We start from the raw sequence: 15,531 nt of genomic DNA, 5'->3' as shown, positions 1-15,531 counted from the left end.
TCCGTCTATGGAAGGTCCCGCACGCACGTGATCAACGCGTGTAGTCAAGTGACGACATTTGACTAGAGGTTCGCCAGAAAAAACAGACCTTGACTTGAACAAATCAAGTGCACTATGCGGAGTCGTCGTTCGCTTACCGGACGCATCCGCGCGAACCCTCGCGGGCGCGCACAACCGTCCACTTGTCGGACGTCATGACTCCGTGCGCCCCCTGTGCACCGGCCCTGTAGGTCAGGTCACGCTTACCGCGCGTTCCCCCAGGGCACGCTCGCGGTTAGAGTCGCTTGGCACAACCGCCCCGAACCGGTGGAAAGCCAGGCGGACATACCCCGACTCCCGAGGACACGATGGCCATGCCCCGTCCGACTGTCGCTCAGCTCGTTTACGGTTCGTGCACCGTGATCTTCTCGACGTTCGCCCTGCTGCTGCTGTCGGGCGCGAGTTCGACCGTGGGCGTCGCCGTCGTCGCCGTGTCGGCGCTCGCCCTCGGGCTGCTGGTCGCCATGGCGGTGGCGCACCCCCGTCGTGCCGTCGCGGCGGTCGCGTCCGCGGCTCCGGAGCCGGTCCGGTCCATCCGGCCGGTACGGGCCACCGTCCCGTCGCCGGCGCGTGAGCCGGTGCGGGAGCGGGCTGCGTCCTGAGCGTCGTGGCGTGCGGGGCGTCGTCTCGCGGAGCCGTCGTCCCGCGCGGACCTTCGTCTCGTACGGCCGTCATCTTGTGCTGACCACCACGGTCTTGGCCGCCTTGTCGTGCAGACCCTGCTTGTAGGGCCGGTCGAAGAAGCTCCAGCCGCCCGCGATGATCGTCCACACACAGGCGCAGCAGAACGCGAACGGCAGCCACAGCACCAGGGCGCGGACGAACGCGGTCTGTCTGGAGGGGGTGGAGCCGTCGGCGAGGTCCGCCACCCTCATGTGCAGCCACTTCTTGCCCAGGGTCTGGCCGTTGCGGGACATCATGAAGGTGTCGTAGGCGATGTAGAGCACGGCGGCGATGACGGACTGTCCCAGCGAGTTGCCGACGTTGACGTCGTCGCCGTCGACGTTGTACTCACTGACGCCGAACGGCCAGGTGAGCAGCCAGACGACGATGCCGACGAGGATCATGTCGATGACGCGGGCGAGCGTGCGCCTGCCGCTCTCGGCGAGCGGGGGCATGCCGGCCAGCGGATCGGCGGGACCGCCTCCGTACGGACCGCCGCCCGCGCCGGGGGTGTCGTACGGGGAGCCCGGCCCGGGGGCCCCGGGACCGCCCGGCGGGGGGTGTTTGGTGAACGGGTCGTCGTCCGGCGGCTGCTGACCGGAGCCGGGGGGCGGTTCGGTGGTCATGCCCCGAGTCGACCGTGAACCCCCGGCCGCCGCATCCGGCGAGCGGCCGTCCGGAGTAGCGGCCGTACGAAGGGGCGGCGGTCCGGGTGACGCGAGGTCAGGCGGCGACGAACGTGTGCGCCGCCTTGTCGTGCCAGCACTGGTGCCACGGCTTGTCGAACAGGCACCATACGACGCCGACGACGCCGATCACGAGCAGTCCGGGCACGCTGTAGACCAGCCAGCGGCGCAGGGCCGCGGCGAACGACGGCGCGTCGTGCCCCTCGATGTCCCGTACCTCGATGCCCAGCAGCCTCTTGCCCAGGGTGCGGCCCCATTTGACGGTGGGCAGCACCTCGAGGAGGACACCGGCGAGGAGGAGGACGGCGAGGACGATGCCGAGGTGGACGGCGGTGGTGCCGTCGAGGAGCCAGACGGTGACGGTCCGGCCGGACTGCTTGGCCGCCTCGATCTTCGCGTCGATGTGGTCCATGGCCCGCGTGCCGAGCGGGACGGCGGCGAGGGCGGTGACGGCGCCGAGGACGACGGTGTCCAGCAGCCGGGCGGCCAGCCGCTTGCCCAGCGGGGCGGGGCGGGCCGCGGCCTGGCGGCGGGCGGCGGCCTGGAACACGTCGTCGACCGGGGGCTTCCAGGGCGCGACGGGCGCTTCCCCGTCGCCCGCCAGCCGGTGCACCTGCTGTGCCCAGGAGGACTGGCCGCCCCCGGGGCCGCTCGCGAGGGGTGCGGCGGCGGGCTGGGGCGCCGCCGCCTGCGGGGGGACGGCGGGGGCGGTGGCCTGCTGCGGGGCGGGCGGCGTCGCGGCTGCCGCCGCTGCCGCTGCCCGGTCGGCCGCCGCCTTGCCGGCGCCGAAACCGGGCCGCCCGGGGGCGGCGGTTCCGGTGCCGGACCCGCCCGTGAGCGGGGTGACGGCGCGAAAGGTCATCGTGCCGTCGTCCGTGGGAGCGGCGGGCTCCTGCCGGGACTGCCCGGCCGGGCGGCGGAAGACGAAGGTGCTGCCGGAGGGGGCCTCCGCCTCCCCGTCCGGGGAGTCCGCGGTCTCCGGAGCGGGCGTCGGCGTCGGCGTGTGCGGGACCCTCGGGTCGGCGCCCCAGGAGACCTTGCGGTCCTGGTCGCCGCCGAAGCCGGTCTGGTGGGAACGGTCGGCGCCCCAGGCCGAGGCGGGTTCCGGCCGGCTGCCGTGCTGTGCCTCGGCCGGGGAGACGGCGGGCTCGGAGGCCGGGGCCGGGAAGGCCGGGGACGGTGCCTCGGCCGGGTCCTCGTCGAAGAAGTGCGGGCCGGTCTCCTCGACGGCGGGCCGCGCCGGTCCCGCGCCGCCCGGTGAGGCGAGCGGCGCGCCGTCCTTGGGCGCCGGACGGCTCGTGCCCGGTACCCAGGAGGCACCGTTCCAGTACCGGACGTATCCGGGAATGGAGGGGTCCGGGTAATACCCTTCGCGGGGCCTGTCGTCGCCGGGGGCCGGGGTTGGGGCGCTCATGTCCGTCGTCCCGTATCTGCTCGAGGGGTGGGTCGGAGGGAACCACATCTATCAGACGAGCGGGCACCTGACCGCCCGTCCGGCCGGACCCCACCCGTTTCGGGCACGTTCTCGTTCAGAAGAGCTTGCCCGGGTTGAGAATGCCCCGCGGGTCGAAGACGTGCTTCACGGCCCGCTGCATCTCGAGCCCGACGGGGCCGATCTCGCGCGCCAGCCACTCCTTCTTCAGTACGCCTACGCCGTGTTCGCCGGTGATGGTGCCGCCTAGTTCCAGGCCGAGCGCCATGATCTCGTCGAACGACTCGCGGGCCCGTCGCGACTCCTCGGGGTCGGAGGCGTCGAAGCAGACCGTCGGGTGGGTGTTGCCGTCGCCGGCGTGGGCGACGACGCCGATGGTGAGCCGGTACTTCTCCGAGATCCGCTCGACGCCGTCGATGAGTTCGCCCAGCCTGGAGCGGGGCACGCACACGTCGTCGATCATCGTGGTGCCCTTGACGGCTTCGAGGGCGACCAGGGACATCCGCCGTGCCTGGAGCAGCAGTTCGGACTCGGTGGCGTCCTCGGCGGGGACGACCTGGGTGGCGCCGGCGGCCTCGCACAGTGCGCCGAGGGCGGCGAGGTCGGCGGCGGGGTCGGTGGTGTCGAAGGCGGCGAGCAGCAGGGCCTCGGTGGACTCCGGGAGGCCCATGCGGGTCATGTCGTTGACCGCCTTGACGGTCGTACGGTCCATGAGTTCGAGGAGGGAGGGAACGTGCCCGCCCTCCATGATCCGGCACACGGCGTCGCAGGCCGCGGCGCCGGAGGCGAACTCGGCGGCCAGCACCAGTTGCTCGGGCGGCTTGGGGCGCAGGGCGAGGACCGCCCGGACGACGATGCCGAGGGAGCCCTCGGAGCCGACGAACAGACGGGTCAGGTCGTAGCCGGCGACGCCCTTGGCGGTGCGGCGGCCGGTGGACATCAGCCGGCCGTCGGCGAGGACGACGTCCAGGCCGAGGACGTACTCGGCGGTCACGCCGTACTTCACGCAGCACAGGCCGCCGGACGCGGTGCCGATGTTGCCGCCGATGGTGCAGGTCTCCCAGCTGGAGGGGTCCGGCGGGTAGTACAGGCCGTGTTCGCCGACGGCTCGGGAGAGGGTGGCGTTGACGACGCCGGGTTCGACGACGGCGATCCGGTCGACCGGGCTGATCTCCAGGATGCGGTCCATCCTGGTCAGGGAGAGCACGATGCAGCCGTCGGTGGCGTTGGCGGCGCCGGACAGGCCGGTGCGGGCGCCCTGGGGGACGACGGGGACGTCCAGTTCGGTGGCGGTGCGCATGACGTGCTGGACGTGTTCGACGGTGCGCGGCAGGACCACGACGGCGGGGGTGCCGGCAGGGCAGAAGCTCGCCATGTCGTGGGCGTAGGAGGCGGTGATGTCGGGGTCGGTGAGGACGGCTTCGCGGGGCAGGCCGTCGAGGAGCCGGCCCACCAGGGGCACCGTGTCTTCATCGCGTAGCGCTTCGATACGGCTCATGATCACAGCGTCGCACCCCTACCCACGACTGTGAACCCCCACGCCCACGCGCACCCGCTGCGCCCCACGCACCCGCCGGACTCCGCGCCCCGCGCACCTGCCCCCGCCGACCCGCGGGCAGACGTGCCCGCCACTCTCCGCGCCCCGCGCACCTGCCCCCGCCGCCCCGCGGGCAGACGTGCCCGCCACTCTCCGCGCCCCGCGCACCTGCCTCCCCCGACCCGCGGGCAGACGTGCCCGCCACTCTCCGCGCCCCGCGCACCTGCCTCCCCCGACCCGCGGGCAGACGTGCCCGCCCGTCCGCGGGCAGGCGTGCCGCACTCCGCCGATCCGCGGGCAGGCGTGCCGCAGGGCGGCACGGGTGGGCGCGACGGCACCCCGCCTGCGCCGGGCTGCGCTCCGTCCCCCCGCTCAGCCGTCACCCCGGGGGGTTGCTGGGCGGGGGTGGGTGTGCGCTGGCCCCGCTGGAGGGGGTGCCGCTGCGCCCACCCGTGCCGCCCCAGCGGCACGACTGCCCGCAGCTACGCGGACTGCGGCGGACTGCGGCGGACTGCGGCGGACTGCGGCGGCACGACTGCCCGCAGCGGCGGCGGGCTACGGGGTTACAGGTTGCCGCGCTTCTCCTGTTCGCGTTCGATCGCCTCGAAGAGCGCCTTGAAGTTGCCCTTGCCGAAGCCCATCGACCCGTGGCGCTCGATCATCTCGAAGAAGACCGTCGGACGGTCCTGCACCGGCTTCGTGAAGATCTGCAGCAGATAGCCGTCCTCGTCCCGGTCCACGAGGATCTTCAGCTCACGCAGCGTCTCCACCGGAACCCGCGTCTCCCCCGCCCACTCCCCGAGGGTGTCGTAGTAGGAGTCCGGGGTGTCCAGGAACTGCACCCCCGACGCCCGCATCGCCCGCACCGTCTCCACGATGTCGTTCGTGTTCAGCGCGATGTGCTGGACCCCCGCACCGCCGTAGAACTCCAGATACTCGTCGATCTGGGACTTCTTCTTCGCGATCGCCGGCTCGTTGATCGGGAACTTCACCTTGAGCGTCCCGTCGGCGACCACCTTCGACATCAGCGCGCTGTACTCGGTCGCGATGTCGTCGCCCACGAACTCCTTCATGTTCGTGAAGCCCATGACCTTGTTGTAGAACTCCACCCACTCGTTCATCCGCCCGAGCTCGACGTTGCCGACACAGTGGTCGACCGCCTGGAAGGTGCGCCGCTTTGGCGGTGCGACGATCGGGTCGGCGGCGGCGTACCCGGGCAGGTAGGGCCCGTCGTAGCCGCCGCGCTCGACGAGGGTGTGCCGCGTCCTGCCGTAGGTGGCGATCGCCGCCAGGACGACCGTGCCGTGCTCGTCCTTCAGCTCGTACGGCTCGGCGACGGAGCGGGCGCCGTGCTCGACGGCGTAGGCGTACGCGGCACGGGCGTCCGGGACCTCGATGGCGAGGTCGACGACGCCGTCGCCGTGCGCGGCCACGTGGTCGGCGAGGAACGCGCCCCACTCGGTGGACTGCTTGATCACCGAGGTGAACACGAAGCGGGCGGAGCCGCTCTCCAGGACGTAGCTCGCGGTCTCGCGGCTGCCGTTCTCCGGTCCGGAGTAGGCGACCAGCTTCATGCCGAAGGCGGTGGAGTAGTAGTGCGCCGCCTGCTTGGCGTTGCCCACGGCGAAGACGACCGCGTCCATTCCCTTGACCGGGAAGGGATCGGCCTGCCGGGCGGTCGCGTCGGGAGTGTGATGTGTGGTCTGCGTCATAGGGGCAGCGTGGGGCAGCTCTGCAAGGTGCGCAATAGTTTGGCTGTTCACTGGACAATGTGTTCAGTCGTACGCCCGTATCGGCGGGCTTTCCGTACAGGCTGACCATCGGGGAGGACCGGATGGCGATCGATCATCTGGACGGGCGGATCATCCTGCTGCTCGCGCGGGAGCCGCGTGTCGGGGTGCTGGAGATGTCGCGGCGGCTGGGCGTGGCGCGCGGCACCGTGCAGGCCCGCCTCGACCGGCTTCAGTCGAACGGAGTCATCCGCGGATTCGGCCCCCAGGTGGATCCGGCGGCCCTCGGCTACCCGGTCACGGCGTTCGCCACGCTGCAGATCAGGCAGGGTCAAGGGGCCGACGTACGGGCCCACTTGGCGACCGTTCCCGAGGTGCTGGAGCTGCATACCACCACCGGCACCGGGGACATGCTGTGCCGGCTGGTGGCGCGTTCCAACGCCGATCTCCAGCGGGTGATCGACCGTGTCGTCGGTTTTGATGGCATTGTCCGGGCCTCCACGGCGATCGTCATGGAGAACCCCGTTCCGCTGCGGATCATCCCGCTGGTGGAGCAGGCCGCGCTCGGCGAGTGAACCGACCTGGGGTGAGCGGACGTGAACTTCTGGGAGTACCTGGGCAGCCGCCATCAGCAACTGCTCACCGACGCCTACCAGCACGCCAGCGTGGTCTTCCAGTGCATGGTGGTGGCGACGCTGATCGGGGTGCTGATCGGGGTGGTCACCTATCGCAGCGAGTGGGCGGGGAACCTCGCCACGACCACCACCGCCACCCTGCTGACCATCCCGGCGCTGGCCATGATCGGTCTGCTGATCCCCGTCGTGGGGCTGGGCGTGCCGCCGACGGTGATCGCGCTGACCCTGTACGGGCTGCTGCCGATCGTGCGGAACGCGATCGTGGGACTGCGCGGGGTCGATCCGTCGCTGGTGGACGCGGCCAAGGGGATCGGGATGTCGCGGGTGGCGCGGCTGGCGCGGGTGGAGCTGCCGCTGGCGTGGCCGCCGATCCTGACCGGGATCCGGGTCTCCACCCAGATGCTGATGGGCATCGCCGCCATCGCCGCGTACGCCTCCGGGCCCGGGCTCGGCAACCTGATCTTCCGCGGGATCGCCTCGCTGGGCAGCAAGAACGCGCTGAACCAGGTGCTCGCGGGCACCCTCGGGATCATCATCCTGGCCCTGTTGTTCGACGCCGCGTACGTCCTGATCGGGCGGCTGACCATTTCCAGGGGGATCCGTGCCTGACCGATCCGTGTCCGAGGCCGACGCCCCCGGGAAGGAGTCCGGGTCGGTCGGGGCGACCATCGAGCTGGAGGGGCTGACCAAGCGGTACCCGGGCAGCGCGTTGCCGGCCGTCGACGACGTCAGCATGGACATCAGCGCGGGCGAGACGGTGGTCTTCGTCGGCCCCTCGGGCTGCGGGAAGTCCACCACCCTGAAGATGATCAACCGGCTGATCGAGCCGACGGGCGGCCGGATCCGGATCGGCGGCGAGGACGTCACCGACATGGACCCGGTACGGCTGCGCCGCAAGATCGGGTACGCGATCCAGGCGAGCGGGCTCTTCCCGCACATGACGGTGGCGCAGAACATCGCGCTGGTGCCGAGGATGCTGCGCTGGCCGGCGGCCCGGGTGCGGGACCGGGTGGAGGAGATGCTGGACCTGGTCGGTCTGGACCCCGGCGAGTTCCACGGCCGCTATCCGCGCCAGCTGTCCGGCGGTCAGCAGCAGCGGGTGGGTGTGGCGCGGGCGCTGGCCGCGGACCCGCCGGTGCTGCTGATGGACGAGCCGTTCGGCGCGGTCGACCCGATCACCCGGGACCACCTCCAGGACGAGCTGATCCGGCTCCAGCGGGAGCTGCACAAGACGATCGTCTTCGTCACCCACGACTTCGACGAGGCGATCAAGATCGGCGACCGGATCGCGGTACTGCGCGAGCGCTCCCACATCGCCCAGTTCGACACCCCGGAGGCGATCCTCACCAACCCGGCCGACGACTTCGTGTCCGGCTTCGTGGGCGCCGGGGCCGCGCTGAAGCGGCTCAACCTGACCCGGGTGCGGGACGTGGAGATCACCGACTATCCGACGGTGTCCGTCGACGACCCGATCCAGCAGATCTTCGACCGGCTGCGCGCCGGCGGTCACAACGAGGTCCTGCTGCTCGACAAGCGGGGCCGTCCCTACAAGTGGCTGCGGCGCGGCGACATGATGCGCGCGAAGGGTTCGCTGGCCCGCGCGGGCACGCTGGTGCACGACACGGTGACGCGGGACGCGACCCTGCGGGACGCGCTGGAGGCCGTGCTCACCGACAACACGGGGCGGGTCGCGGTCACCGGGCGGCGGGGCACGTACGAGGGTGTCGTGGACGTGGAGACGCTGATGAACTCCGTGCACGAACTCCTCGAGGCCGACCGGCTGGAGGCCATGGACGCCCAGCAGGACCTCCAGGAGCACCGGTCCGCGCAGACCCACGCGGAGCAGGAGGGCTTCGGCGGGGAGGAGAAGGCGTGAGGGCGGCCACGCCCGGCTCCTCCGGCCGGTCCGGCTCGTCCGCGTGGCGGCCCGACGGTGAGCACGAGGTGCGGGGGCATGTCTTCCGGGACGAGGGCGGCGGGTCCTCGGACGAGGAGGCCGAGGCCACCGCCCCGGCCGCGCCGCACCGGGTGACCTGGCGGAAGCTGACGTTCCTGCCCGTCGCGCTGATCGCCGTACTGCTGGCGACCTGGCTGTGGTTCGAGCAGGCCGACCTCGACGCGCTGACCCGGAACGCGCTGTCGAACGGGCAGGTGTCCAAGGCGCTGTGGCAGCACATCGAACTCACCGTGATCTCTACGTTCTTCGTGCTGATCATCGCGATCCCGCTGGGCATCCTGCTGACCCGCCGGATGTTCCGCAAGGCCACCCCGGCGGCCATGGCCCTCGCCAACATGGGGCAGGCCACCCCGGCGATCGGTCTGCTGGCGCTGCTGGTGATCTGGCTGGGCATCGGCCGCAGGGCCGCCCTGATCGGCATCATCGCCTACGCCATCCTGCCGGTGCTCTCCAACACCATCGCCGGGCTGCGGGCCAACGACCCGACGCTGCTGGAGGCGGCGCGCGGCATCGGCATGTCCCCGATGGGCGTGCTCACGCGCGTGGAACTGCCGCTCGCCGTGCCCCTCATCCTCGCCGGGGTGCGCACGGCGCTCGTCCTGAACGTCGGCACGGCGACACTGGCGACCTTCGGCGGGGGCGGCGGACTGGGCGTACTGATCACCACCGGGATCACCAGCCAGCGGATGCCGGTACTGATCGTGGGCTCGGTCCTCACGGTCGCGCTCGCGCTGCTGGTGGACTGGCTGGCGTCGCTGGCGGAGCTGCTGCTGCGGCCGCGCGGGCTGGAGGCGGGGGCATGAGACGACGTCTGTGTCCGCTGCTCGCCGGGGCGCTGCTGCTGGCGGCCGCCGGCTGCGGGCTGACCAGCGGCTCCCCCATGGTCGACGATGTGGAACCCGGCTCCGTCGGCCGGGGGAAACCGCTGGAGGGCGCGAAACTCACCGTCACCTCCAAGGAGTTCACCGAGCAGCTGATCCTCGGCGCGATCATGGGCATCGCCTTCCAGGCGGCCGGCGCGGAGGTCGTCGACCGGACCGGCATCCAGGGGTCCGTGGGCTCCCGGGAGGCGGTCGTCAAGGGGGAGGCGGACGCCGGGTTCGAGTACACGGGCACGGCCTGGATCACGTACCAGGGCAACAGCAAGCCGATCCCGGATCCGCAAGAGCAGTGGGAGGCGGTACGGGACGCGGACGTGAGGAACGGGGTGACCTGGCTGGCGCCGTCGCGGCTGAACAACACGTACGCCCTCGCCATGAACCAGGCGAACTACAAGAAGTACCGTACGCGGACCCTTTCCGAGGTGGCCAAGCTGGCGAAGTCCGATCCGGGGGCGGTGACACTGTGCGTGGAGGGCGAGTTCGCCAACCGCGCGGACGGGCTGCCGGGCATGGAGAAGGCGTACGGCATGAACATCCCGGCGGGCAACGTCACACAGATGGACACCGGGATCATCTACACCCAGACCGCCAAGGGCGCCTGTACATACGGCGAGGTCTTCACCACCGACGGGCGCATCAAGTCCATGAACCTGGTGGTGATGGAGGACGACAGGAAGTTCTTCCCCAACTACAACGCGGCGCCGACGGTCAACTCGGACACGTTCGAGAAGTGGCCGGCCATCGCGGAGGTACTGGCGCCGGTGACGGCGAAGCTCGACAACACGGTGGCGCAGGACCTCAACGCGAAGGTGGACGTCGACGGGGAGGATCCGCACCAGGTGGCGCTGGACTGGATGGTGGACGAGGGGTTCGTCAAGAAGGGCTAGGGCCTGTCCGGCGGATCAAGCCGGAGAAAGCCGGCGGTGCCTTTACAGCCCAGGTGAGCGGGGTCTGGTGCGTGCAGCTGCAAGGCGGAGGAGGACGACAGGGCGGAGCCCTGGCAACCGACGACAACGCCGCAGATGTGCGTGCCAGACCCCGCGCCTCCGGCATGATCCGCCGGACAGGCCCTAGCAGCTGGGGACTTGGCCCTTGCCGTTGTCCAGGGACACGAGGGCGTCGACGGCGCTCTCGAGTGTGGTGACGGGGATCAGGCGCAGGCCGTCGGGGAGTTCGGCCCGCGCGTCGGAGCACTCGTCCTTCGGGACCAGGAAGACGGTGGCGCCGTCGCGCCTGGCCGCCTGCGTCTTGAGGGGTACGCCGCCGACCGCGCCCACGGTGCCGTTCGCGTCGATCGTGCCCGTGCCGGCGATGACGCGGCCGCCGGTGAGGTCGCCGCCGCTGCCGTCGCCGTCGAGCTTGTCGACGATGCCGAGGGAGAAGAGCAGGCCGGCGCTGGGGCCGCCCACGTCGGCGAGCTCGAGGGTGACCTTGATGTCGTCGTCCTCGCGGTCGAGGTAGTGCAGCGCGGCGCGGGTCGCCTCGTCCTGGGACTCCTTCATCTGGGCGCGGTTGTACTGCTCGATCTCCTTGACGCTGTCGCCACTCGGGTAGACGGAGTCGCGGGGCATGACCGCCTGCTTCGTGCTGAACCAGCTGTCGATGACGTCGGGGAGGTCGACGTGGGTGTCCGGGGAGGTGGCCTCGATGGTGGTCATCCGCAGTTGCCCGCTGGTCTTCCTGACGGGGGCGCCGGTGATCGTGATGACCTGTGTCCCCTTGTTCTCGCCGAGGACGTTCGCGGTCAGTCCGGGCTGTGCGACGGAGAAGGGCAGCGGGGCGAAGCCGGCGGTGGCCAGCAGGGCCACGACGGGAACACCGAGCACGGCGAGGGCCTGGAAACGCGAGAACCGGGAGAACACGGGGCTCATCGTAACCACGTGCCCCCACCCCACCGTCCCCCACACCCACACCACAGCCGCAAGGCCGCAGCCGCGAGCAGCCGCACCGCCGCAGCCGCGAGCAGCCGGACCGCCGCAGCAGCGAGCAGCCGGACCGCCGCAGCCGCGGGCAGTCGTGCCGCTGGGGCGGCACGGGTGGGCGCAGCGGCACCCGGCGAACGCCGGTGAGTGGACCCACCCCCGCACTCCGCCGCAGCTGCGGGCAGTCGTGCCGCTGGGGCGGCACGGGTGGGCGCAGCGGCACCCGGCGAACGCCGGTGAGTGGACCCACCCCCGCTGTGCACCGGTCAGCGGTACTGGTGCGCGACGGGGGGACGGAGCGCGACCCGGCGCCGACGGGGTGCCGTCGCGCCCACCCGTGCCGCCCTGCGGCACGACTGCCCGCGGATGGGCGGAGGTGCGGAGTACGCGTGCGCGCGGTGTGCGGCGCGCGCGATGCCGCGCCGCGTGGTGCGCGTGGTGCGCGTGGTGCCGTGGTGCGCGTGGTGCCGTGGTGCGCGTGGTGCGCGTGGTGCGCGTGGTGCCGTGGTGCGCGTGGTGCGCGTGGTGCCGTGGTGCCGCGGTGCCGCGGTGCGCATGGTGCCGCGTGGTGCGCGTGGTGTCGCGCGGCCCGCGTGGTGTCGCGTGGTGTGGGCGGGCGCGTGGCCTCGCCGTGGGGGCGCGCGGTGTGTCAGCGCAGGGCTTCCGCGACCTCTCGCGCCGCGTCCATGACGCGGGTGCCGACCCGTTCCGGGACGACCTCCGACAGCATGACCACGCCGACGCTGCCCTCCACCCCCGTCACCCCCAGCAGCGGCGCGGCCGCCCCGCACGCGCCCGCCTCCAGCTCGCCGTGCGTCAGCGTGTACCCCGGCTCGTCCGCCCCCCGCTGCCGGGCGGAGAGGATCGCCTTGCCGGCGGCCCCCCGGTCCAGCGGATGCCGGAACCCCGTCCGGTACGCCACGTGGTAGTCCGTCCACGACGGCTCCACCACCGCCACCGCCAGCGCCTCCGACCCGTCCACCAGCGTCAGATGCGCGGTCGCCCCGATGTCCTCCGCCAGCGACCGCAGCGCCGGCATCGCGGCCTCCCGTACCAGCGGGTGCACCTGACGGCCCAGCCTCAGTACTCCCAGCCCGACCCGGGCCCGTCCGCCCAGGTCACGTCGTACGAGGGCATGCTGCTCCAGCGTGGCGAGCAACCGGTAGACGACAGTCCGGTTCACGCCCAGTTTGTGGGAAAGCTCGGTGACGGTCAGCCCGTGGTCCGTGTCGGCCAGCAGTTTGAGGACGCGCAGTCCCCGGTCGAGCGTCTGAGAGGTCTCCGCGGTCACGACGCCCACTCCTTAGTGGTGAGGTCGGCGGTCCCCTCGCGGCAGATGCGTCACCGAGTCCCGTCGGTCACGCGCTTCAGAGGCCGCCGATCGGCCGGCGGCCCGGCTGTGTCCGGGCACAGTCGCTTCACGGCTGCGCTCCGCGGCGGCGCTGCCACGGGGCGTGTGCGTAGCGGGGACAGTAGCGAGCCGGTTCGGTGAGCGGAAGGCTCCGTCCAGAATCCGGGCACTCTCACAGCGAAGTGGTTCCGTTTGTCCTCATACGTACACGCGAGGTCAGCGCATACGCGTGGCCCACTCCTGCACCTTCTCGATCCGCTGGCGCAGCTGTCCCGCCGTGGCCTCGGCGGAGGGCGGGCCGCCGCAGACGCGGCGCAGCTCGGTGTGGATGACACCGTGCGGCTTGCCGCTCTGGTGGACGTACGCGCCGACGAGGTTGTTGAGCTTCTTGCGGAGTTCCATCATCTCCTTGTGGGAGACCACGGGCCGCCGCTCGGCGGGCAGTTCGAGCAGATCGGCCTCGGTGTCCGGCTTCTTGCGGCTGTGCGCGATCTGCCGGGCCTGCCGCCTCTGCAGCAGCATCTGCACCTGGTCGGGTTCGAGGAGGCCGGGGATGCCGAGGTAGTCCTGCTCCTCGTCGCTGCCGGGGTGGGCCTGCATGCCGAACTCGGCGCCGTTGTACATCACCCGGTCGAAGACGGCGTCGGACTCCAGCGCCTCGAAGGGCAGCATGTCCTGGTCGCCGGTGTCCTCGTCCTGCTCCCGGTTCGCCTCCTCCATCTCCTTCTCGGACTCGGCGTACGGGTCCTCCTCGCCCTCCTTCCTGGGCTTGTCGAGGACGTGGTCGCGCTCGCGCTCCATCTCGCCCGCGAAGCCGAGCAGGTCCGGGATGGTCGGCAGGAACACGGACGCGGTCTCGCCGCGCCGCCGGGACCGTACGAAACGGCCCACGGCCTGGGCGAAGAACAGCGGGGTGGAGATGGTGGTGGCGTACACGCCGACCGCGAGGCGCGGCACGTCGACACCCTCGGACACCATACGGACGGCGACCATCCAGCGGTCGGTGCTCTCGCTGAACGTGTCGATGTTCTTCGACGCGCCGGTGTCGTCGGACAGGACGACGGTGGCCTTGCTGCCGGTGATCTCGCGGATCAGCTTGGCGTACGCCCGCGCGGAGTCCTGATCGGCCGCGATGACGAGGGCGCCGGCGTCCGGGATGGCCTTCCTGACCTCGGTGAGCCGCTGGTCGGCGGCGCGCAGCACGGCCGGCATCCACTCGCCGCGCGGATCCAGCGCGGTACGCCAGGCCTGGCTGACGGCGTCCTTGGTCATGGGCTCGCCGAGGCGGGCCTCGAGCTCGTCGCCGGCCTTGGTGCGCCAGCGCATATTGCCGCTGTACGACATGAAGATGACCGGACGGACGACGTTGTCGGCGAGGGCGGAGCCGTAGCCGTACGTGTAGTCGGCGGAGGACCGCCGGATCCCGTCGTCGCCCTCCTCGTACGCGACGAAGGGGATGGGGTTGGTGTCGGAGCGGAACGGCGTGCCGGTGAGCGCGAGCCGCCGCGTGGCCGGCTCGAACGCCTCGAGGCAGGCCTCACCCCAGGACTTGGAGTCACCGGCGTGGTGGATCTCGTCGAGGATGACGAGGGTCTTGCGCTGCTCGACCCGGTTGCGGTGCAGCATGGGGCGCACGCCGACACCGGCGTAGGTGATGGCGATCCCGTCGTAATCCTTGCCGAGCGGGCCCGCGCTGTACTCGGGGTCGAGCTTGATGCCTATCCGCGCGGCGGCCTCGGCCCACTGCTTCTTCAGATGCTCGGTGGGCGCGACGACGGTCACCTGCTGTACGACGTGGTGGTGCAGCAGCCAGGAGGCCAGCGTCAGGGCGAAGGTCGTCTTGCCGGCGCCGGGCGTGGCGACCGCCAGGAAGTCCCGGGGCTGGGTCTGGATGTACTTCTCCATCGCCCCCTGCTGCCAGGCCCGCAGCTTGCCGGCGGTACCCCAGGGGGCACGTCCGGGAAAGGCCGGGGACAGGTGGTGCGAGTGGGACGCGGAGCTGGCGGTGGTAGTCACGATCTCCGATGGGGGTGGCTCGGCGGCGTACGACAACGGGCCACCCTACCGATGGCCCGGTGGTGTCAACGCCGGTACGGCGCCGAGTCACCCGAGGGTGGGACCGAGGTCACAGTCAGCGCGCGAAGCGCGGCAGCTGGGATGCGACCTTGGGCACATCCAGTGCCCCCTGACAGACGTCCAGCACGAACCGCTCCGCCTCGTCCACGTCGAAATCCGGATCGAGCGGATGCCCGTTCATGTGGAGGAAAACCCAGGTCGCGTACCAAGCGAGACGCTTGTTTCCGTCGACCAGGGCGTGGTTGCGAGCGAGGGACTCCATCAGGGCCGCGGCCTTCTGCCACACGTCCGGGTACGCGTCCTGGCCGAACACGCTCGACTGCGGGCGCGCCAGGGCCGAGTCCAGCAGCCCGTAGTCGCGCACCGCATCCTCCCCAAGCCGCTTCGCGAGGTTCAGCAGCTCGGGCAAGGTGAGGTAGTACATCAGGCGAGCCTCCGGTTCAGCTCTTCACTGGCCCTCAGCACATGCTCCGCCGCCTCGTCGAACAGCCGCGAATGTTCGTTTATGGCCTTGATCACCGCATCGTGCGCGAAGGTCTGCATGCTGTGCCCTTCCGCAGCCGCACGCTCGCGCAGGGCATCGAGCTCTTCGTCGGTAAACCGCAGGTTCAGTCCAGCCATG

The 15,531-nt window shown here is 71.3% G+C and carries 15 protein-coding genes; 6 read left to right on the top strand and 9 right to left on the bottom strand.

The genetic code is table 11. The features are described from left to right. The first annotated feature begins 347 nt into the window (after positions 1–347). Positions 348–641 (top strand): hypothetical protein, encoded by a 294-nt coding sequence (locus tag ACGFR9_RS18910; RefSeq protein WP_393209700.1) that lies wholly within the window; start codon positions 348–350, stop codon positions 639–641. A 69-nt stretch (positions 642–710) separates the two neighbouring features. On the opposite strand, the gene ACGFR9_RS18905 is transcribed toward ACGFR9_RS18910, so the two are convergent. The 4 genes from ACGFR9_RS18905 to hppD form a co-directional block, all read right to left on the bottom strand. Then, positions 711–1,328: an RDD family protein gene (locus ACGFR9_RS18905; protein ID WP_393209697.1), complete on the bottom strand. Its 618-nt coding sequence runs from the start codon at positions 1,326–1,328 to the stop codon at positions 711–713. A 97-nt stretch (positions 1,329–1,425) separates the two neighbouring features. Then, positions 1,426–2,802, bottom strand: a complete 1,377-nt coding sequence (locus tag ACGFR9_RS18900; protein WP_393209694.1) for an RDD family protein — start codon at positions 2,800–2,802, stop codon at positions 1,426–1,428. Between the two features lie 115 nt (positions 2,803–2,917). Further along, a complete protein-coding gene (locus ACGFR9_RS18895) occupies positions 2,918–4,324 on the bottom strand; it encodes an FAD-binding oxidoreductase (RefSeq protein WP_393209691.1) in 1,407 nt (468 codons plus the stop codon). Positions 4,325–4,920: 596 nt separating this feature from the next. After that, positions 4,921–6,069 carry a 4-hydroxyphenylpyruvate dioxygenase gene (gene hppD / locus ACGFR9_RS18890; protein ID WP_393209688.1) on the bottom strand — a complete coding sequence of 383 codons (1,149 nt, stop codon included), beginning with the start codon at positions 6,067–6,069 and terminating at the stop codon, positions 4,921–4,923. Between the two features lie 122 nt (positions 6,070–6,191). Here hppD and ACGFR9_RS18885 point away from each other — a divergent pair, with 122 nt between their 5' ends. From ACGFR9_RS18885 to ACGFR9_RS18865, 5 genes are read left to right on the top strand one after another with little or no spacing between them, the layout of a single operon-like run. After that, a complete protein-coding gene (locus ACGFR9_RS18885; protein ID WP_190000849.1) occupies positions 6,192–6,662 on the top strand; it encodes an Lrp/AsnC family transcriptional regulator in 471 nt (156 codons plus the stop codon). 21 nt (positions 6,663–6,683) lie between these two features. After that, positions 6,684–7,331: an ABC transporter permease gene (locus ACGFR9_RS18880; RefSeq protein ID WP_311646261.1), complete on the top strand. Its 648-nt coding sequence runs from the start codon at positions 6,684–6,686 to the stop codon at positions 7,329–7,331. Next, entirely contained in the window at positions 7,324–8,598 is a 1,275-nt protein-coding gene (locus tag ACGFR9_RS18875; protein ID WP_393209683.1) for an ABC transporter ATP-binding protein, read from the top strand. The genes ACGFR9_RS18880 and ACGFR9_RS18875 overlap by 8 nt, the downstream gene beginning before the upstream one ends. After that, the gene (locus ACGFR9_RS18870) at positions 8,595–9,482 is read left to right on the top strand and encodes an ABC transporter permease (protein WP_393209680.1); all 888 of its coding nucleotides are present in this window, start codon (positions 8,595–8,597) and stop codon (positions 9,480–9,482) included. The genes ACGFR9_RS18875 and ACGFR9_RS18870 overlap by 4 nt, the downstream gene beginning before the upstream one ends. Then, complete coding sequence (locus tag ACGFR9_RS18865) at positions 9,479–10,447, top strand: glycine betaine ABC transporter substrate-binding protein (RefSeq protein WP_393209677.1); 969 nt, start codon at positions 9,479–9,481, stop codon at positions 10,445–10,447. The genes ACGFR9_RS18870 and ACGFR9_RS18865 overlap by 4 nt, the downstream gene beginning before the upstream one ends. A gap of 183 nt (positions 10,448–10,630) precedes the next feature. Here the strand turns inward: ACGFR9_RS18865 and ACGFR9_RS18860 are convergent, their stop codons facing one another. The 5 genes from ACGFR9_RS18860 to ACGFR9_RS18840 all read right to left on the bottom strand — a co-directional run bounded on the left by ACGFR9_RS18860 (position 10,631) and on the right by ACGFR9_RS18840 (position 15,530). Beyond that, complete coding sequence (locus ACGFR9_RS18860) at positions 10,631–11,422, bottom strand: PDZ domain-containing protein (protein ID WP_393209675.1); 792 nt, start codon at positions 11,420–11,422, stop codon at positions 10,631–10,633. A 709-nt stretch (positions 11,423–12,131) separates the two neighbouring features. Then, complete coding sequence (locus tag ACGFR9_RS18855; RefSeq protein WP_030224812.1) at positions 12,132–12,773, bottom strand: IclR family transcriptional regulator; 642 nt, start codon at positions 12,771–12,773, stop codon at positions 12,132–12,134. Between the two features lie 276 nt (positions 12,774–13,049). After that, on the bottom strand, positions 13,050–14,849 hold the full coding sequence (locus tag ACGFR9_RS18850) for a DEAD/DEAH box helicase (RefSeq protein WP_393209672.1): 1,800 nt from the start codon (positions 14,847–14,849) through the stop codon (positions 13,050–13,052). 115 nt (positions 14,850–14,964) lie between these two features. Continuing rightward, the gene (locus tag ACGFR9_RS18845; RefSeq protein ID WP_393209669.1) at positions 14,965–15,333 is read right to left on the bottom strand and encodes a type II toxin-antitoxin system death-on-curing family toxin; all 369 of its coding nucleotides are present in this window, start codon (positions 15,331–15,333) and stop codon (positions 14,965–14,967) included. Then, the gene (locus tag ACGFR9_RS18840; protein WP_393209666.1) at positions 15,333–15,530 is read right to left on the bottom strand and encodes a hypothetical protein; all 198 of its coding nucleotides are present in this window, start codon (positions 15,528–15,530) and stop codon (positions 15,333–15,335) included. The genes ACGFR9_RS18845 and ACGFR9_RS18840 overlap by 1 nt, the downstream gene beginning before the upstream one ends. Position 15,531: the final 1 nt, after the last annotated feature.

Source organism: Streptomyces sp. NPDC048584, from assembly GCF_043199595.1.
Lineage (GTDB): Bacteria > Actinomycetota > Actinomycetes > Streptomycetales > Streptomycetaceae > Streptomyces > Streptomyces edwardsiae.
This window is presented reverse-complemented; position numbering and strand designations above follow the sequence as displayed.